Origin of the sequence: Streptomyces sp. NBC_01788, assembly GCF_035917575.1 — a bacterium.
Taxonomy (GTDB): Bacteria; Actinomycetota; Actinomycetes; order Streptomycetales; family Streptomycetaceae; genus Streptomyces.
This window is the reverse complement of the sequence record NZ_CP109090.1, coordinates 3,352,698-3,372,815: the sequence shown is the minus strand read 5'-3', so window position 1 is coordinate 3,372,815 and position 20,118 is coordinate 3,352,698. Positions and strand designations below refer to the sequence as shown.

Here is a 20,118-nt window from a genome sequence, read left to right as displayed (position 1 = left end):
GGAATCCCCGGCCCGCCGCACGAGTCGGGTCCTTCGCGTTGCCCACCCTCGGACGGATTCGGACGGAAAGCCCCCCATGAGCCTGCACGGTCTGCTCGACGCCGTCCTCAAGGACCCCGCCCTCGCGGAAGCGATCACCGCGGCGGCGGACGGCAACCGCATGCACCTGGACCTCGTCGGTCCCCCCGCCGCCCGGCCCTTCGCCGTCGCCGCGCTGGCCCGTGAGTCCGCCCGTCCCGTGCTCGCGGTGACGGCGACCGGCCGCGAGGCCGAGGACCTGGTCGCGGCCCTGCGCTCGCTGCTGCCGGCCGAGGGCGTCGTGGAGTACCCGTCCTGGGAGACGCTGCCGCACGAGCGGCTCAGCCCGCGCAGCGACACCGTCGGCCGCCGCCTGGCCGTGCTGCGCCGCCTGGCCCACCCGAGCCCCGACGATCCGGAGACCGGACCGCTCTCCGTCGTCGTCGCCCCCGTGCGCTCGGTGCTCCAGCCGCAGGTCAAGGGGCTGGGCGATCTGGTGCCGGTGGCGCTGCGGGCGGGGCGGACCGCCGACCTGAACAGCGTGGTGGACGCCCTCGCCGCCGCCGCGTACTCCCGCGTGGAGCTGGTGGAGAAGCGTGGCGAGTTCGCCGTGCGCGGCGGCATCCTCGACGTCTTCCCGCCCACCGAGGAACACCCCCTGCGCGTCGAGTTCTGGGGCGACGACGTCGAGGAGATCCGGTACTTCAAGGTCGCCGACCAGCGTTCCCTGGAGGTCGCCGAGCACGGACTGTGGGCCCCGCCCTGCCGTGAACTGCTGCTCACCGAGGACGTACGCGCGCGTGCGCGCGCCCTCGCCGAGCGGCATCCGGAACTCGGCGAGCTGCTGGGCAGGATCGCCGAGGGCATCGCGGTGGAGGGCATGGAGTCCCTGGCGCCGGTCCTGGTCGACGACATGGAGCTGCTGCTCGACGTGCTGCCCAAGGGCGCCATGACCGTGGTCTGCGACCCCGAGCGGGTGCGCAGGCGCGCGGCGGACCTGGTGGCGACCTCCCAGGAGTTCCTCCAGGCGTCCTGGGCGGCCTCGGCCGGCGGGGGCGAGGCGCCCATCGACCTCGGCGCGGCCTCACTGTGGTCCATCGCGGACGTCCGGGACCGGGCGCGCGAGCTGGACATGATGTGGTGGTCGGTGTCGCCGTTCGCCGCGGACGAGACGGCGTACGAGGGGGACGGGGACGCGCTCAAGCTGGGCATGCACGCGCCCGAGACCTACCGCGGCGACATCGCCAAGGCGCTCGCCGACACCAAGGGCTGGCTCGCGGACGGCTGGCGCGCGGTGTACGTCACCGAGGGCCACGGTCCGGCCTCGCGCACCGCCGAGGTGCTGGGCGGGGAGGGCGTCGCGGCCCGCCTCGACGTGGACCTCGGCGGGCTGTCCCCGTCGGTCGTGCACGTGGCCTGCGGCGGCATCGACCACGGTTTCGTCGACGCAGCCCTGAAGCTGGCCGTGCTCACCGAGACCGACCTGACCGGCCAGAAGACGGCCGGCCGGGACGGTGCGCGGATGCCGGTGCGGCGGCGCAAGACCATCGACCCGCTGACCCTGGAGACGGGCGACTACATCGTCCACGAGCAGCACGGCGTGGGCCGCTACATCGAGATGGTGCAGCGCACGGTGCAGGGCGCGACCCGCGAGTACCTGGTGGTGGAGTACGCCCCGGCCAAGCGCGGCCAGCCCGGCGACCGCCTGTACATCCCCACCGACCAGCTCGAACAGATCACCAAGTACGTCGGCGGCGAGGCGCCCACCCTGCACCGGCTCGGCGGCGCCGACTGGACGAAGACCAAGGCGCGGGCGAAGAAGGCGGTCAAGGAGATCGCCGCCGACCTGATCAGGCTCTACAGCGCGCGGATGGCGGCGCCCGGGCACGCCTTCGGCTCGGACACGCCGTGGCAGCGCGAGCTGGAGGACGCCTTCCCGTACGCGGAGACCCCGGACCAGCTCACCACGATCGCCGAGGTCAAGGAGGACATGGAGAAGTCGGTCCCGATGGACCGCCTGATCTGCGGCGACGTCGGCTACGGCAAGACGGAGATCGCGGTCCGCGCCGCCTTCAAGGCCGTCCAGGACGGCAAGCAGGTCGCGGTCCTGGTCCCGACGACGCTGCTGGTGCAACAGCACTTCGGCACGTTCTCCGAGCGGTACGCGCAGTTCCCGGTGAACGTCAGAGCGCTCTCCCGCTTCCAGACCGACACCGAGGCCAAGACGGTCCTGGAGGGTCTCGGGGACGGCGCGGTGGACATCGTCATCGGCACCCACCGCCTGTTCTCCTCGCAGACGAAGTTCAAGGACCTCGGCCTGGTCATCGTCGACGAGGAGCAGCGCTTCGGTGTCGAGCACAAGGAGCAGCTGAAGAAGCTCCGGGCGAACGTCGACGTCCTGACGATGTCGGCGACCCCGATCCCGCGCACGCTGGAGATGGCGGTCACCGGCATCCGGGAGATGTCGACGATCACCACGCCGCCCGAGGAGCGGCACCCGGTGCTGACGTTCGTCGGGCCGTACGAGGAGAAGCAGATCGGCGCGGCGATCCGCCGCGAACTGCTGCGCGAGGGCCAGGTCTTCTACATCCACAACCGGGTGGAGTCCATCGACCGTGCCACGGCCCGGCTGCGGGAGATCGTCCCCGAGGCGCGCATCGCCACGGCCCACGGCCAGATGTCGGAGGCGGCCCTCGAACAGGTCGTCGTCGACTTCTGGGAGAAGAAGTTCGACGTGCTGGTCTCGACGACGATCGTCGAGTCCGGCATCGACATCTCCAACGCCAACACCCTGATCGTGGAGCGCGGCGACAACTTCGGCCTGTCCCAGCTCCACCAGCTGCGCGGCCGGGTGGGCCGGGGCCGCGAGCGCGGCTACGCCTACTTCCTGTACCCGCCGGAGAAGCCGCTGACGGAGACGGCCCACGAGCGCCTGGCGACCATCGCGCAGCACACCGAGATGGGCGCGGGCATGTACGTGGCGATGAAGGACCTGGAGATCCGCGGCGCCGGAAACCTGCTGGGCGGCGAGCAGTCCGGGCACATCGCGGGCGTCGGCTTCGACCTCTACGTCCGCATGGTCGGCGAGGCGGTCGCGGACTACCGGCGGCAGCTGGAGACGGGAGAGATCCAGGAGGAGCCGCCGCTCGAGGTCAAGATCGAGCTGCCGGTCGACGCGCACGTCCCGCACGACTACGCGCCCGGCGAGCGGTTGCGCCTCCAGGCCTACCGGTCCATCGCCTCCGCCGACTCCGAGGAGGACATCAAGGCCGTCCGCGAGGAACTCACCGACCGCTACGGCAAGTTGCCCGAGCCGGTGGAGAACCTGCTGCTGGTGGCCGGGCTGCGCATGCTCGCCCGCGCCTGCGGCGTCGGCGAGATCGTGCTCCAGGGCAACAACATCCGCTTCGCCCCGGTGGAACTGCGCGAGTCGCAGGAGCTGCGCGTCAAGCGCCTCTACCCGGGCTCGGTGATCAAGCCGGCCGTCCACCAGGTCCTCGTGCCCCGGCCCAAGACCGCGAAGATCGGCGGCAAGCCGCTGGTCGGCCGTGAACTGCTGGGCTGGGTGGGGGAGTTCCTGGCGTCCATTCTGGGCTCGTAGCCCGCGCGTTTCCGGGGCCGCGGAGGGTACGCGGCCCGCGCGTTCGCGCCCCGTGACCCCCGTACCCCCGTGTGGCCTGCGCATACCGCCCCGCTACGGTGGGCAGCAGGTGAAGGACGCCCGAACCATGGGCGGAACCAGGCAGGTTAGGGGAGGGGCGCAGCGTGACGCGTCTGAGGGGCGGGGCGGTTGCGGCTGCCGTCGTGGCACTGTTGGCGACCGGATGCACGGAGCAGATGGACGGGGGTGCGAGCGGACCCGAGCCGGCGAAGACCGGCGGTGAGGCGCTCGCCGCCGCCGAGTCACTGACCGTCAAGGGGCGTTCCCCCAAGACCGGTTACGTCCGGGAGAAGTTCGGCACCGCCTGGGCGGACACCGACTCCAACGGCTGCCCCACCCGCGACGACATCCTCAAACGGGACCTGAAGCAGGTGCGGTTCACCGACGGCAAGTGCAAGGTGTCGTACGGCGTGCTGGAGCGGGACCCGTACTCCGACAAGGAGATCGTCTACCGGCGTGGGCGCAGCCTGGTCGACATAGACCATGTCGTCGCCCTCTCGGACGCCTGGCAGAAGGGCGCCGCCTACTGGGACGCGAGCAAGCGCATAGCGCTGGCCAACGACCCGCTCAACCTGATAGCCGTGGACGCGAGCGCCAACCGCTCCAAGGGCGACGGCGACGCGGCGACGTGGCTGCCGCCCGCCAAGGGCTACCGGTGCACGTACGTCGCCGCGCAGGTCGCCGTGAAGAAGAAGTACCAACTGTGGGTCACCGGGGCCGAGAAGGCCGCGATGAAGAAGGTCCTGGCCACCTGCCCCGGCCAGAAGCTCCCCTCGGGCGGCAACCCGACGAAGGCACCGGAGCGCTTCCACGCCCGCTGACGCCGAACAGCCCCTCGGCGTAGGAGGTTTCGCCGGAATAGGGAGAGGTATGGTTCGGCGGTCCGGGCCGAAACCGTGTGCTGTGCCAGCACGTTCCCGAGAGGCAGATTGATGAAGATCCGGCGTGGCTGGCGGAGCCGTAAGAAGAACACCGCCTCTCCGGGCAGGGCGTCGGTCGTCCGTACGGTGACGGCGGCGGCTGGTGCGCTGAGGGGCCGCAGGGCCTGGGCGGCCGGCGGCGCCGCGGTTGCGGTGCTCGGACTGACCGGCGCGTGGTTGTTCGTCGGCGGTGAGGGCGGTGCGCGGGCCGTGGCTCCTGATCCGCGGGCGCGTCAGTACCAGGATGTCGACGCGTGCCTGCTGACGGGAGAGACGGGCATCGGGCAGGGCACGGCCGCCTCGGTGTGGGAGGGGATGCAGAAGGCCTCCCTGGAGACCAGTGCCCGGGTCACCTATGTGCCGGTCATGGGGGAGCAGTCGGCAGCCAACGCCCAGCCGTTCCTCAATGGGTTGATCCAGCGTCAGTGCGACGTGGTCGTCGCGGTCGGCGCGTCGCAGGTGCAGGTCACCAAGGCCGCCGCCGGGAAGCACACGGCGGTGCGCTTCGTCGTTGTCGACGAAGCGCCGGGGGCGAAGGCGGACAGGGCCGGGAACCTCACCGTCGCGAAGCCTGGCGCGGAGCTCGACGAGACGGTGGTGGAAACGATCAGGCAGGCCGTACGCGCGTCCGGGGGATGATCAACGGACTTACTACACATGGCAGTTGGCAAAGATCATCTAAAGTTGCAGAACCTGTGCAGATACTTTGTTTGATCTTTGGAAAAGCTTTCGAAGCTTTGTACGCTTCGTGAGCAAAGGCTGCCCATGCGTGTCCGCTGGGTCCGAGGCTCTCGCTTGTTCCCGCCGGGTCGCACCGGCAGGCGCAGAGCGAGGGTCACGGCCGTATCTGTCCTGTTGTCCCTCTCGTTCATGCTCACCACCGAGACGGCGGAAGCCACCGGTGCCACGCTGCCGGCGCTGAGCATGCCCAAGTTCTCGCTCGCCGGTTTGTGGAAGTGGGCGGGCGAACCCCCGCTGAAGACACCCGATCAGCAGGGCGGCACCGCTCGGGGCCTGAGTCACCACGCCTCGACCGCGGCCACCAGCGCCGACGGCGGGGTCGGACGCAAGCCCGGCAAGGGCCGGGGCGAGTTGGACCCGTACAGGCGTCCGGGACACGGGGCCGAGAGGGCCACGACCCCCAGGGCTCCGGGCACGGCGAAGAGCTTTGATCCCCGGACCAGCGAGCGTGACGCCAGGAAGTCCACGGCGACGTCGGACTACTACGTCAACGCCGACGGGTCCACCACGATCCAGCACTACGGCGGACGCGCCAACTTCATGGCGGCGGACGGATCCTGGAAGCCGATCGACACCAGCCTGGTCGAGAACGAGCAGGGGCGGTTCGAACAGAAGGCCAACTCCGTCGACGTCGAGTTCGCCATGAACGCCGTCGACCAGCGGCTGGTCTCCCTCGACTTCGGGGGCGGCCGCACCCTGGCGTACACGCTGCGCGGCGCGCAGCAGGCCATGGCGTCCAAGGACGAGAACGGAACCCTCCGCTACGCCGATGTGCTTCCCGACACGGATGTACAGCTTGTCCCGATCACCGACGGCGTCAAGGAGAACCTGGTCCTGCACTCCAGGGACGCGGCCAACTCCTGGGTGTTCCCGCTCGATCTGAAGGGCCTGACTCCGCACATCGCGGAGGACGGGAGCGTGAACTTCACGGATGCCGGCGGCAAGGTGACCGCCACCATCCCGCACGCCTTCATGGAGGACTCCGGGATCGACCCGCGTTCCGGTGAGGGCACCCGCTCCGAGCAGGTCTCGTACGCGCTGACCACGGTGGACGGCGAGCCGGCGCTGCAGATGACCGCCGACCGGAGCTGGCTGGACGCCCCCGAGCGGGTCTATCCGGTCACCGTCGATCCGACGACGACGAGCGTTGCCGCCAGTGACTCGACGTATGTGCAGAACGACTCCACCACCAATCATTCGACCGAGGTCCAGATCAAGGTCGGGTCGTACGATGCGGGCGTCACCAAGGCGAACTCGTTCCTGCAGTTCTCGACGCTGAAGTCGAAGATCGCCGGCCAGAAGGTGTCCGCGGCGACCCTCAACGTCTGGGCGCTGTGGTCCTCGACGTGCACTGCCACGCCGTTCTCCGTGTACCCGGTGACCAAGTCGTGGTCTCCGTCGACGACCACGACGTACCCGGGTCCGGCGTACGGTTCCGCCATCGGCTCCGCCACGGTGAATCCGGGCTCCTCGTGCACCAACACCACCGGCAGCACCGGCGTCGGGGTGAAGATGCCGGTGACGCTGTCGACGTCGTGGTTCACCCAGGTCGCCACCGGCGGGGCCAACTACGGACTCGCCCTCGCCGCACCGACCGGCGACGGCCTGCACTGGAAGAGGTTCCACTCCGACAACTCGGCCACCTCCGGTTGGCGCCCGTCACTGGAGCTGACCTACGCGCCGAACACCGAGCCACAGGTCACCGCCCAGTACCCGCCGGAGAACTACCAGGCCAACACCCTCCAGCCGGAGCTGCTCGTCTACGCGAGCGACGCCGACAAGTGGCCGAACGACGCGCTGACGTACACCTTCGAGGTCTACGACGCCGACACCGGCAGTTCCACTCCCGTCGCCACCTCCGGCTCCCTGTCCAAGGGCAGTTGGAAGATTCCCTCGGGCAAGCTCACCTGGTCGAAGAACTACGTGTGGTACGTGGGGGTGAGCGACGGGTACGACGAAGTGACGTACTCCAGCCGCTTCACCACCGCGGTACCGCAGCCGCCGGTGACGTCGGGCCTGGCCCAGAACACCAACGGCCATGAGTTCGACCCCTCGGACGGCAACTACACCACCGAGGACACCGACGCGGACGTGGAGGTCATCGGCCCCTCGCTGCAGATCGATCGCTCGTACAACAGCCTCGACCCGCGTATCGAAGGCGCGTTCGGCGCCGGCTGGTCGACGGCCGCCGACATGCAGGCGACCCAGGTCAAGAACCCGGCGGGCACGGTCACCAGCGTGATCGTCACCTACCCCGGCGGCGAGCAGGTCGCCTTCGGGCGCAACAGCAACGGCACCTTCCAGCCCCCGCTCGGCCGGTACGCCCGGCTCCAGTCGCTGACCGACGGCTACACGCTGACGGACAAGGACTTCACCGAGTACGCCTTCAGGCAGCTCACCGCCAAGGCGGGCACGTACGCGATATCCAGCATCAAGGACTACGCGGGCCGCACCGAGACGTTCGCGTACACGTCCAAGCAGCTGACCAAAATCACCAACGAGACGTCCAAGCGTTCGCTCAGCCTGACATGGTCGACTCCCTCCGGGGCCACCACCCCGCACGTCGCCACGGTCACCACGGACCGGGCGGTCAAGGACGACGCCTCCACGGCCCAGACCTGGACCTACGGCTACTCCGGTGACCAGCTCACCTCCGTCTGCCCGCCCGCGACCCGGGCCAAGTGCACCACCTACGCCTACGCCACCGGCAACCACTACCGCACCACGGTGCTGGACGCCGACCCGTACGCGTACTGGCGGCTCGGTGAGGCGGCCGGATCGACCGTCGCCAAGGACGCCGTCGACACCAACCAGGGCCGCTACAACGGCCTCTACCGCAACGTGACGCTGGGCGGTTCGTCCGTCCTCGCCGGCTCCACCCAGAAGACGGCCACCTTCAACGGCACCACCTCGTACGTGGAGATGCCGAGCGCCCCCGGCGCGACGCCCTCGTACATGACGGTGTCCCTGTGGTTCAAGACCAGCAAGGCCGGAGGTGTCCTCTTCTACTACGGCGACAAGCCGCTGAGTAACGCCGACCCGGTGAAGAACACCACGAAGAACACCCCGGCGGTGTACGTCGGTACCGACGGCAAGCTGCGCGGCTGCCTGGCCATGTCGCCGAGCTGCAGCCCCAACATCGTCTCCGGTGCCACGGTCACCGACGGGCAGTGGCACCAGGCGGTCCTCACCGGCCAGGCCAACAGCCAGACCCTGTACCTCGACGGTGTGTCCCAGGGCTCGCTGAGCGGCACCATCAACGACTGGGAGCAGCCCTACCTCTCGCTCGGCGCGGGTGTGAACACCCAGGGCTGGCCGGCGATGAACCCGAACGACCAGCTCGGGCACTACTCCGGCCAGATGGCCGAGGTGGCGATCTACACCGAGCCTCTCGAACCGTCGGTGATCACCGCGCAGTACCAGGCCGCCAAGCGCGCCGCCGGCCTGCTCAACAAGATCACCACGCCCGGTGGGAAGATCCAGGCCCAGGTCGTCTACGACACCAGCGACGACCTGGTCCGGCAGGCCACGGACGGCGACGGCGGCACCTGGAAGCTCAACGCGCCCACCGTCACCGGCTCCTCGCAGGTCTACCGCTCGGCCGTGATGGGCTCCGCGCCCTCCGGCTACTGGCGTCTGGCCGACACCCTCGGCGCGCCGCAGGCCGCCAACGAGGTGCACACGGGATTCGGTACGTACAACACCGTCACCCAAGGTGTGGCGGGTCCGTTCGGTACCGGTGACGTCACTGCCGTGACCTTCAACGGCACCTCCTCGTACGCCGAGATCCCCTACGCCCCCTGGCACGGCTCGTCCGAGCGCGCTGTCGAGCTGTGGTTCAAGACCGGCAGCCCCGGCGTGATCCTGTCCGACCAGTCGCAGCCGCCGACCGGAGCCACTCCGACCGGCAGCTGGAACCCGCTGCTGTACGTGGGCGCCGACGGCAAGCTGCACGGTCACTGGTGGAGCGTCTCGGGTTCCGGTGGCACGGCCTTCGGATCGACGAAGGCCGTGAACGACAACGCGTGGCACCACGCCGCCCTGTCCGCCTCGGGCACGACCCAGACCCTGTACCTCGACGGCGTCAAGCAGGCCGATTTCACCGGTGAGGCGAAGGACCAGTCCAACACCCGCACCTTCGTCGGCGCCGGCTTCGGCAAGTCCTGGTACAGCCCGCCCGGTGACGTGAGCTTCTTCAAGGGCTCCGTCGCCGAGGTCTCCGTCTACGGCCACCCGCTGACGGAGGACCAGGTCGAGCAACACTGGTCCGCCTACAAGGCGTCCTCCGGCGTCGCGCCGGTGCGCACGGTCACACTCACCGACCCGACCAACAAGACGCTGACGTACGTGTACGACGCGGAGATGGGCAACCGTCTGCTGGCCGCGATCGACACGGACGGCAAGCGGACCACGTACGGCTACGACACGGCGGGCTTCCTGCACACCGTGACCGACGCCAACGGCAACCGCAGCATCACCGGCCACGACATCCGCGGCAACACGGTCTCCCAGACCAGTTGCCAGGACACGGCCGCGAACAAGTGCGCCACCGACTACTACACGTACTACCCGGACGCGACCACCGCGTTCCCGCCGATGGACCCCAGGAACGACCTGCCGCTGACCGAGCGGGACGCGCGTTCCTCGTCCGCGACGGACAACACCTACCTGACCAAGTACGCCTACGACGCCGGCGGCAACGTGCTGTCGGTGACCAGTCCGCCGGTGGCCGGTCACCCGGGCGGCCGCACCGCCTCCACGACCTACACCACGTCGTCGACCCGCGCCGCGGAGGGCGGAACGGCCGTGGCACCGGCGGGTCTGGTGGACACGGTCACGACACCGGGCGGCAAGACGACGAAATACGTCTACTTCGCAGGCGGCGACCTCGCGGAGGCTGTCGACGCCAACGGCGCGAAGGTGACGTTCACGTACGACGGCCTGGGCCGGCGGACCACGAGAACCGAGACGTCCGACGCCAACCCGGCCGGCCTGACCACCACCTGGACGTACGACAAGAACGATCAGGTGGTCACCGAGACCAGCCCCAAGGTCACCAACCGCGTCACCGGTGCGGACCACCGGGCGAGGACCACCACCGTCTTCGACGACGACGGCAACGTCACCTCGCAGACGGTCGGCGACCTGTCCGGCGGTGACGCCCCGCGTACCACGTCGATGACGTACGACGTCTACAACCGTCTCGCCTCGCGGACGGACCCGGGCGGCGACACCACGTCGTTCGAGTACGACGTCTACGGCAACAAGGTGAAGGAGACCGATCCCGAGGGGAACGTCAACGCCTACACCTACGACGCCGAGCGGCGGCCGCTGACGACCAGCCTGCTCAACTTCACCGGGGACCCGAACAACCCCCAGGCCCCGACCACGCTGGTCCAGGAGTCCCGGGCGTACGACCCGGCCGGCCGACTCGCGTCCATGGCCGACGCGATGGGCTGGGTGACGGCGTACACCTACACCGACGACGGTCTGCCGGCCACGGTCGTTCGCAAGGACCCGGCGACCGGCAAGCAGTTCGTCGAGCAGTCCAACACCTACGACATGGCCGGGAACCTGACCAAGCAGGTGACCAACGACGGCCGGACCACGACCACCTTCGTGGTGGACGCGGCCGACCGCATCACGTCGTCGGTGCTGGACCCGACCGGAGTCAACCGCAGCACGAAGGTCTCCTACGACCCGGACGACAACGTCGTGCAGGAGTCGGAGACCGACCCGGCGACCGGCGAGGTCGACTCGGCCGACACGCTGTACGACAACCTGGGCAACGTCACCGCGACGACCGTCCACGACGGCACCACCGCTCCGGTGGCCCGGTGGAAGCTGGCGGAGACCAGCGGCCTCACGGCCCAGGACTCCTCCGGCGGCAACCGCAAGGTGACCCTCGGCAGCACCGTCACCCGCTCCACCGAGAAGGGCGGCGCCGCGGTCTTCAACGGCACGGCGAACGCCTACGGGCAGGCGGACGGTCCGGCGGTGAACACCAGCGGCAGTTTCACCGTCTCGGCGTGGGTCAAACTCGGCACGACGAGCGTGAACAGCACCTTCGCCGCCCAGGACGGCAAGGCGGCCAGCGGCTTCCAGCTGTACTACTCCACGGCGACCGGCTGGACCTTCAACCGCCACGCCACCGATACCGACGACCCCGCGATCATTCGGGCCTCCTCCGGCACGTCGGCGGTGACGACCGGGACCTGGACCCACCTCGTCGGCGTGTACGACCAGGCCGCCGGATCGCTGAAGCTGTACGTCAACGGAAGCCAGTCGGGGGCCGCGACCGCCTTCACCTCCCCCTGGGAGGCCACCGGCCCGCTGCAGATCGGACGGCGCCTCTACAAGGGCACCTACGCCGAGAACACCCAGGGATCGATCGCCGACGTCCAGGTCTACGGCGAGGCACTGACCGCGTCCCAGGTGTCCGCCGTGTACGGCGGCACGCTGCCGGCCGCGGGCAGTTCGGTCCGCACCACCACCTGGAAGCTGGACCAGCGGGGCCTGCCGGTCTCCATGACCGACCCGGCCGGCAACACCACCGACTACGGGTACGACGAGGCCGCCCAGCAGACCACGGTCACCGAGCCCGTCGTCAACGCCGAGAAGGACGGTGGCGCGCCCGAGGCCCTGCGCCCGGTCTCGATGACGGGTTACAACACCTTCGGTGAGGTCACCGAGACGTCCGACCCGCTCGGCAACGTCACGGTCACGGCCTACGACGCCGAGGGCCAGGAGACCTCGACGAGGTACCCCAACTACACCCCGCCGGGTTCCTCGACACCGATCACGGCCACAGCCTGGAACGAGTACAACAAGCTCGGCCAGGTCAAGGCCGAGGTCGACCCGCTGGGCAACCGCACGACCTACACGTACACCCAACTCGGCGACGTCGCCTCGGTCACGGAGCCCGGCGGCGGCAAGTCGGCGTTCACGTACGACACCAACGGCGACCTGCTGGCGGCCACCCGGCCGAACGGGTCGCGCCAGGAGTCCACGTGGGACTACCTGGGGCGTGAGCTGACCAGCACGGACATCGTGCGTCAGCCGACGCAGCGTGCCTATACGGCGATCAACGAGTACAACGCGCCCGGCGGTGACCTGTCCCGCGCGGTGAGCCCGGCGGGTGTGTCCGAGTCGTACAAGTACAACGCCCTCGGCGAGGTCACCGAGTTCACCGACGGCGCGGGCGGCGTCTCGAAGTTCACGTACACCATGGACGGCGAGGTCCTCACCGCGACGGATCCCGACGGCACGAGCACCAGGAACACGTACGACGGTTTCGGTCAGCTGACCGCCACCAGCGACCTGGACAAGACCGGCGCGGTGCTGCGCACCAGCCGCGCCGGCTACGACCGGGCGGGCAACCCGGTGTCGGTGACCGACTACCGCGGCCACACCACCACGCTGACCGTCGACGCGACGGGTCTGGTGACCAAGGCGGTCCAGCCGGTCTCGGCGACCGAGTCGATCACCACGACCTTCGGCTACGACGTGGCGGGCAACCGCACGCGCTTCACGGACGGCCGCGGCAACCCGTTCTTCACCACCTACAACAGCTGGGGGCTGCCCGAGTCGGCGGTCGAGCCGTCCACGCCGGGGCATCCGGACCTGACCGACCGCACCTTCACCACGGTGTACGACGAGGGCGGACGGGTGAAGGAGCAGCGCTCGCCGGGCGGTGTCGCCGTCACCAACGAGTACGACGCCAAGAGCCGGCTCACCCGGCAGACCGGCAGGGGCGCGGAGGCCGAAACGGTCGACCACACCTACGCCTACGACTCCGACGACCGCGTCACGGCCGTCGCGGGGGTGGGCTCGGATCTGAACACCTTCACCTACGACGACCGGGGCCTGCTGCTGTCGGCGTCCGGTCCGTCGGGCACCTCGTCGTTCTCCTACGACGGCGACGGGGCGATGACGTCGCGCAAGGACGCGTCCGGCACGTCGACCTTCGGGTACGACTTCGCGGGCCGGCTGAAGACGGTCGACGACGGTGCGACCGGCACCGCGATGACCTACAGCTACGACGTCACCAGCAAGGTCACGCGGATCGACTACGGCACCGGGAAGGCCGGACGGGCCTTCTCCTACGACGCGTTGGAGCGGCTGACCGGTGACAAGCTGACCTCGCCCACCGGCAAGGTGCTGACCTCCGCCACGTACGGCTGGGACGACAACGACAACCTGACGTCGAAGACGACGACCGGTGTGGCGGGGGCGTCCACGAACACGTACACCTACGACTGGGCGGACCGGCTGACGTCCTGGAACAACGGGACGACGACGGAGGCCTACGGCTACGACGCCTCGGGCAACCGCACGCGGGTGGGCGGCGACACCTACACGTACGACGCGCGCAACCGGCTCACGTCGGACGGGCACAGCGCGTACGCGTACACCCCGCGCGGCACACTGCGTTCGATCACGGACGAGGGCGGGGTCCAGACTTCGCTCAAGGCCGACGCCTTCAACCGTGTGATGAGCGAGGGCGACCGGACGTACGTCTACGACGGCCTGGACCGTGTCCTGAGCGCCAAGGACGAGTCGGGCATCGAGGTCTTCGGGTTCAAGTACGGCGGTGCCGGCAACGACGTGGCCTCGGACGGTGTGGCGTCCTACAGCCGCAACGTGGACGGCTCGCTGGTGGGTGTGAAGACCGCCCTGTCGTCGGTGCTGGCCCTGACCGACATCCACGACGACGTGGTGGCCCAGTTCACCGAGGCGGCGGAGGCACTGGCCGGCTCGGCCACGTACACGCCGTTCGGCAAGGTGGACTCCACGTCCGGGTTGCTGGGCAACCTGGGCTACCAGTCCGGCTGGACCGACCCGGCGACGGCGAAGGTCAACATGGCCGCGCGCTGGTACTCGCCGCAGACCGGTCAGTTCAACAGCCGGGACACGGTGGGCAACGACCCGCTGCCGGCGTCGGTGAACGCGAACCAGTACGCGTACGCCAACCAGAACCCGATGACGGGTGTGGACCCGACCGGCCACTGGTTCCAGTTCGCGAAGAAGGCCTTCAAGAAGGTCACGAAGAAGGCCGTCAAGGTCACCAAGTCGGCCTGGAAGAAGACCAAGACGACGGCCAAGAAGGCCGCCAAGAAGGTCAGCAAGACCGTCAAGAAGATCAAGGCCAAGGCCAAGACGGTCGTACGCAAGGCACAGCGCACGGTCCACAAGGCGGTGCACTATGTGCAGGACAGCGTCAAAAAGGTCCAGACCTACGCCAAACGCACCTACAAACAGGCCAAACGCTACGCCCACAAGGTCGTCCATCAGGCCAAGCAGACGGTGCGGAAGGCCGCCACGGCTGTCAAACACGTGGCCGGCAAGGCGGTCGCGGCGGGCAAGAAGGCGGCGCAGAAGCTCGGCAGAGGCGTAAAGAAGGCGGCCAAGGCCTCAGCCAATTACGTCAAGCAGCACGCCGCGACGATCGTCTCGGTCGCGGTCGGTGTGGCGGCCTTCGCCGGCTGCACGGCGATGACCTGGGGTGTCGGCGCGCTCGGCTGCGCGGCCATAGCGGGCGCGGTGGCCAACGGTGTCGGCTACCTGATGAGCGACGGCCCCAAGTCCGTGGGCGGCTTGGCCGGCTCGATGGTCATCGGCGCCGCGGCCGGATACCTGGGCGGCGTGGTCGGCGGCGCGGCGGCCGGCGCGATGGGCCGCCTGCTCGGCAACCTCGGCGGCAAGGCGCTCCAGGGCGCGGCCATGGGCGCCGCGGGCGGCGCGGCGGAAGGCGCGGTCGGCTACGGCACCTCCTGCATCGCCAGCGAGGAGGGCTGCAGCGCGAGCGGCGCCGCCAAGGCCTCGGCGCTCGGCGCCGCCACCGGTGGTGTGTTCGGCGCGGCGCTCAGCAAGTACGGCCGCAAGGGTTGCACTCCGCACAGCTTCACCGGCAACACCGGCGTCCTGATGGCCAACGCCATGACCAAGCCGATCTCCCAGGTCAAGGTCGGGGACCACGTCCTGACCGCCGAGCCTGGCAAGAAGAATAAGGAGAAGCACCGCGTCAAGGCGGTCGTCGTCACCAAGACCGACCGTGACTACGTCGACGTCGTCATCGACACGAAGTCCGGTCCGAAGACGATCCAGACCACCAAGCACCACCAGTTCTACGAAGTCAGCCGCAACACCTGGACCCAGGCCGGCGACCTCAAGGCCGGTCAGAAGCTTCAGAACGGAGACGGCGCCCCGACCAAGATCGTCGACGTCAAGTCGTACACGGCCCAGCGCGTCACCTACGACCTGAGCATCGACGGCCTGCACACGTACCATGTGACGGCTGGCGACACTAAGGTCCTCGTCCATAACGACGATGGCCAAGCGTGCCCGATTACAGCGGGGGCACGATTCGAAGTGGATTCCCGCGGCACTGTGACGGATAAGCAGCAGCCGCCCATGCCGATTAAGAGATACAACAGAAAGAGTGATTATGGTGGCGCACAGACTCGTGGACCCGCAGGGCGAGCAGCCAGGAAGGCTGGCGAAGGAACACGCTGCCTAGACTGCGGAGAGATTCAAATCTCTGGAACCAAGACGCAACCTGTCCCTGAGCATGACCCGCCACTCGGGGAGCACTATTACTTCCACGATGGATGGAAGATGACGAACGCTGAGCGACGGGAATACGCAAAGGCGGGCATCAATGGCACTCGGTGTCGCACATGTCAAAGCAGTCAAGGAGGCAAGCTCTCAGCTGCCTTGACGAGACTGGCAGAAGCGTTTGGAATGGGAAGGTAGTCATGAGTTCGGCGATTGAAAGACGTCAAGAGGTGCTTGACCAGCACCTGCACAACGTTTGGCCGAGTGGCTCTCATTCGGACGCCCGGTGGGGGGGAGGGCCCATCGAGGAGCTCGTGCCAGGTTTCCGCGTGCGTTGCATCGAGCCGGCAGACCCATCCGAAGCCTGGATCTACGTCTCGATGGGGGCATCGGCGAGCGAGGGCGACGCTCACGAGTTTGCGTTGCTGTCACCGTTCGAGTTTCCCCGGCATGTTGAGACAGTGACCATGGTTGCCCATTGGCAGGCGGCGGGACGGAACGCGCATGTCGGATCGGTGCTAGCTCTCGGATGGCCCTGGATGGAAGGAAGTGAGGCGGACCATCTGCTGATCACCCCCCTTTACGCCTACCCACCAGAATTCGGAAGCTTTCTTGACGAAGGTGACCAAATCTCCATCCAGTGGCTAGTTCCCATCTATGCGAACGAAGCCGCCTACGCCCGACGGCGAGGTATGGGGCATCTTGAGGAGAGGTTCGAGAGATACGACGCCAACATGTTGGACCCACGTCGTGGCTCCGTACTGGGTGCATTGGAAATCTCGTGATCGAATGACGCGTGGACGCCGGGTGGCGTCATGAAGTGAGGAGCCCCGGCCTCTGTCGGGGCTCCTTACGTGCACAGTCAATAGATGAAGATTCCGGAGGTTCCATCAAGGAACCGGAGTTCCTTGCAGGAGGCGGTCGGTGGATTGTGAACGGACTGGGAGTCCCGGCCCCCGGCCTCCAGCAAATGCGCTCGGACGGTCAGCGGCCCCTGGCATTTTGCAGAAGCAGCGGCACACGGCCTCCCCGGGCCAGCCGTATGCGAGCGGGTCGAGATAGCTCTGGCGGGCGGGTCGACGACCTCGAAGGGCGCATTAAATAGCACCGTCCACGATGCGTTGACGGCAACATTCCTTCAATCAGGAAATGATGCGGCTGCTGCGTGCGGATGCTGGTTTCCCGGTAGCCCAAGCTCAATACGAAAAGCAAGAGCATGGCTGGCGCTCGTCAACGGTGGAGACTCCACGCGTTGGCTCCAACCGCCGATTGGGGCCGGCACGTTCGTCTTGAGCCGCTGCCCTTTCAGGCATCGACAGGGAGAAGCTGGACCAAGCCAACCCAGTTCTCCTCGTCCGCCTCGGTGTGGACGCCGCGGACCTTCCAGTGACCGGCGGGTAGCGGGACCGGTGCCTGAGCGGGCATTCCGCCATCGGGATACGCGACGCTCAACTCGGCGCCCGCCTCCGCGGAGTCCATGAGCACGGCAGGGCCGTCCGACGTCCATGTGCCGCACTCCTCCCACTCGGTGGCGGGATCCGCGAGGACGGCCTCGGCTGCGGCCTTCAGTCCAGCCGTGGAGTCGGCGGCGAGCCAGCGCAGGAAGGTCCGATGCTCGGGCAGATAGCAGCTGGTGGCCGGCTCGTCCGCCAGCACCAGTGCTTGCGCGCCGCTGTCGCCGACGGCGATCACGCCGGCCAACTCGTCCACCGCACAGGCGCGGTCGTAGTCATCCGGAGCGGTGGCATCTCCCACGTCGGCCCCTGTGTCCGTGCACCCTCGCCATGCGGACAGCGCGGAGGCCGGGACGACGATCAACGGGCCGCCCATCGACTCCACCCAGGCAGGGGAGGCGTCGGACGAAGCGGCTGAGGTGAACGAAGAGGGGCTCATGCCGTCAGTGTGGTGCAGCCCACTGACAACCCTCTCGGTCTTCCAACAGGAGTTCGGGATGATCATGTACGTCATCCGCTCGGACGTCGACCGAAAGTGCCGGAAGCCCATGCCCCCCATGCTCCAGAACATCCTCAGCGTCCTGGGAATCCCCATCCTGATCTGGGCCCTGTGGAGCACCACCCGGCTGACCCGGGCCAACCTGAAGGGGACGGCAGCGATCGACGTCGCCGCGTACGGGCTCCTGCCGCGTGCGGCGCTGGATCCGGCGCGGGGCGGTCCGCCCGTACCGGAGGTGGCCGAAGCCGTGCGGGCGGCTCGGGAGGGTGACTGGCGCCCGGGTGCGGCTCTCCTCGCCGCGGCTGGCCAGGAGTGGGACCTGCGGTGGGACCGGCTCTCCGCGCTCGCCTCCGTCGCCTCCCGGGACGAGCGGTGGCTGAGCTCCTGGCGGGCCGAGCGGCCCAAGGACCCCGACGCGGCGGCCGTGTACGCACAGGCGCTGCTCCACCGTGCCTGGGACGCCCGCGGTGGCGGCTGGGCCAAGGACACACCCGCCGAACGGATGGCCGAGTTCCACCAGTTGCTGACGTCCTCCCTGCACGCCGCCCAGGAGGCCGCCGCGCTGGCGCCGCGCGACCCGTCCCCCTGGGTCACGATGGTCACCGCGGCCCGCGGACTCGCCCTGCCGCACGAGGAGTTCCGCCCGCTGTGGAACGAGCTGACCGCCCGCGCCCCGCACCACTTCTCCGGGCACCTCAACGCCCTCCAGTACTGGTGCGCCAAGTGGTGCGGCTCGGACCGGCTGGCCCACCGCTTCGCACAGCAGGCCGCCGCCTCCGCCCCCGCGCACACACTCCTGTCCGTGCTTCCGCTGGAGGCGTCTTTCGAGCGGGCACTGCAAGGCGCCGGCCCCGTGCCGCTCGCGGGCCGGAACCCGAAATCCGAGATCAACGCCGTCCTGAACGCGGTCGCTGCCGTACCCGCCGACGACCCGAGACTGCCGGGTGTCCGGCATTTGCTCGCCGCCTCCCTGGCCCTGGCCGGGCGGGGTCGCGAGGCCCTCGAGCAGTTCCGGCTGCTGGAGCCATGGGTGGGTGCGGAGCCCTGGACACACCACGAGGATCCCGCCGCCGCCTTCGACCGCGCCCGCGCCGTTGCCGTCCTCCGCGCCGGCAAGCGGTCGTATCGGCGCGGACCAGTCCGGCCGGCCTAGCCGCGCGGTCGTCGCGGACCGGTCAGGTGCCATGTCACCGGGCGATCCAAAGGAAGGCCTTCAGCCGTCGTACGGGACCCAGGCACGCTCGCCTGCGCGGTTTCTGCCGTACCAGTAGCGCGGTGCTCCCTTGATGCTGGTGGTGCGGAACGGGTGGCCATGGTCGTCGATGCGGATCGTGCCGGTGGGGCCCTGGGAGGACCAGTCGAGTTCGAGGTACCAGCGGGCGTCGTAGAGCTGTGTCTCCGCGACGACCAGCAGCACTTCCGCGTCCTCGGCGGAGACGCGGTACGGGAAGTCCACGGCCGCGATGGCGTGTCCTGTGTCGCTGCCGCTCCTCGCACGGATGACAGGGCGGTCGGCATCGAGGTCCACGGTGAAGCGGCGGGGTGTCAGATCGCTGCCGCAGCCCTGGTCCATGGCGTACGCGTTCCCGGCGGCCGGGTTGCCGCGGTTGGCGATGCGGACGCGCAGCGCCTCCAGGACCACGGCCGTGGACGACCGCCCCTGCACCGTGACCTGCACCAACGTCTGCCGCCCGGGCACTGCGCCCAGCGTCGCCGCCCACATGGGCTGCCCGGACCCAACGTAGTCCAGGGAGGGTTTCCGTGATTCGGCCCCAGGTCAGTGCTTTCGTTGCTCTAGGTGAGCTTCCCTCCGAGAGAGGCGAACCTGACGAGGCCCTTGGGGACGCAGTCGAGCGTGCCGAAGCGTTCCTGGACCTCATTGAGCGTCCGGTGACGGACGAGGAGGCGCACGTCCTGGCCGAGTGTTTCGGTGAGGACGTGTGCTTTGGTTTGGCCTGGAGTCTGCTGCACCTCATTGAGACGGCGCCTTCCGCGCGTACGAGGCAGCCCGAGGGGGCGAAGCGCCGGCGCGACGGTCTGGCAGACCTGTAGTTACCCGGCCAACTCGTTCCCTGCCGAGCCGTCCTCGCCCTTGAGGGCTTGGACGAAGGTGCTGAAGGCGCCGGCCGGGAAGGTGAGGGTGGCCCTGGCCGGGGCCTTCGAGTCGCGGATGGCTATGTGGGTGGGGGAGCTCGCGATCTCCACGCAGTCGTTCCCGTCGTCGGGACCTGAGTACGAAGACTTCCGCCAGTTGTCGAGAGTGCCCAC

Annotated in this window: 9 protein-coding genes; 6 read left to right on the top strand and 3 right to left on the bottom strand. The window is 68.8% G+C overall.

Annotated elements, in window-relative coordinates; all coding sequences use genetic code 11:
• The first annotated feature begins 76 nt into the window (after positions 1 to 76).
• The 5 genes from mfd to OIE49_RS15230 all read left to right on the top strand — a co-directional run bounded on the left by mfd (position 77) and on the right by OIE49_RS15230 (position 16,682).
• Complete coding sequence (gene mfd / locus OIE49_RS15250) at positions 77 to 3,619, top strand: transcription-repair coupling factor (protein WP_326802789.1); 3,543 nt, start codon at positions 77 to 79, stop codon at positions 3,617 to 3,619.
• Positions 3,620 to 3,783: 164 nt separating this feature from the next.
• Positions 3,784 to 4,500, top strand: coding sequence for an HNH endonuclease family protein (locus OIE49_RS15245; protein ID WP_326802788.1), 717 nt, complete (start codon positions 3,784 to 3,786; stop codon positions 4,498 to 4,500).
• Between the two features lie 111 nt (positions 4,501 to 4,611).
• Positions 4,612 to 5,238, top strand: coding sequence for a BMP family ABC transporter substrate-binding protein (locus OIE49_RS15240; RefSeq protein ID WP_326802787.1), 627 nt, complete (start codon positions 4,612 to 4,614; stop codon positions 5,236 to 5,238).
• A 231-nt stretch (positions 5,239 to 5,469) separates the two neighbouring features.
• On the top strand, positions 5,470 to 16,095 hold the full coding sequence (locus OIE49_RS15235; protein ID WP_326802786.1) for a LamG-like jellyroll fold domain-containing protein: 10,626 nt from the start codon (positions 5,470 to 5,472) through the stop codon (positions 16,093 to 16,095).
• Positions 16,096 to 16,226: 131 nt separating this feature from the next.
• The gene (locus tag OIE49_RS15230; protein WP_326802785.1) at positions 16,227 to 16,682 is read left to right on the top strand and encodes a suppressor of fused domain protein; all 456 of its coding nucleotides are present in this window, start codon (positions 16,227 to 16,229) and stop codon (positions 16,680 to 16,682) included.
• Between the two features lie 520 nt (positions 16,683 to 17,202).
• On the opposite strand, the gene OIE49_RS15225 is transcribed toward OIE49_RS15230, so the two are convergent.
• Complete coding sequence (locus OIE49_RS15225) at positions 17,203 to 17,790, bottom strand: Imm21 family immunity protein (protein WP_326802784.1); 588 nt, start codon at positions 17,788 to 17,790, stop codon at positions 17,203 to 17,205.
• A 58-nt stretch (positions 17,791 to 17,848) separates the two neighbouring features.
• Here OIE49_RS15225 and OIE49_RS15220 point away from each other — a divergent pair, with 58 nt between their 5' ends.
• A complete protein-coding gene (locus OIE49_RS15220; protein ID WP_326802783.1) occupies positions 17,849 to 19,003 on the top strand; it encodes a hypothetical protein in 1,155 nt (384 codons plus the stop codon).
• A gap of 60 nt (positions 19,004 to 19,063) precedes the next feature.
• Here OIE49_RS15220 and OIE49_RS15215 read toward each other — a convergent pair whose 3' ends face one another.
• Positions 19,064 to 19,549, bottom strand: a complete 486-nt coding sequence (locus tag OIE49_RS15215; protein ID WP_401740215.1) for a hypothetical protein — start codon at positions 19,547 to 19,549, stop codon at positions 19,064 to 19,066.
• A gap of 353 nt (positions 19,550 to 19,902) precedes the next feature.
• Complete coding sequence (locus OIE49_RS15210) at positions 19,903 to 20,118, bottom strand: DUF397 domain-containing protein (RefSeq protein ID WP_326802782.1); 216 nt, start codon at positions 20,116 to 20,118, stop codon at positions 19,903 to 19,905.

Excerpts from the sequence above, each read along its gene's own strand:
- mfd (WP_326802789.1), top strand. The coding sequence starts at position 77 with ATGAGCCTGCACGGTCTGCTCGACGCCGTCCTCAAGGACCCCGCCCTC.
- OIE49_RS15240 (WP_326802787.1), top strand. The coding sequence starts at position 4,612 with ATGAAGATCCGGCGTGGCTGGCGGAGCCGTAAGAAGAACACCGCCTCT.
- OIE49_RS15235 (WP_326802786.1), top strand. The coding sequence starts at position 5,470 with ATGCTCACCACCGAGACGGCGGAAGCCACCGGTGCCACGCTGCCGGCG.
- OIE49_RS15225 (WP_326802784.1), bottom strand. The coding sequence starts at position 17,790 with ATGAGCCCCTCTTCGTTCACCTCAGCCGCTTCGTCCGACGCCTCCCCT.
- OIE49_RS15220 (WP_326802783.1), top strand. The coding sequence starts at position 17,849 with ATGATCATGTACGTCATCCGCTCGGACGTCGACCGAAAGTGCCGGAAG.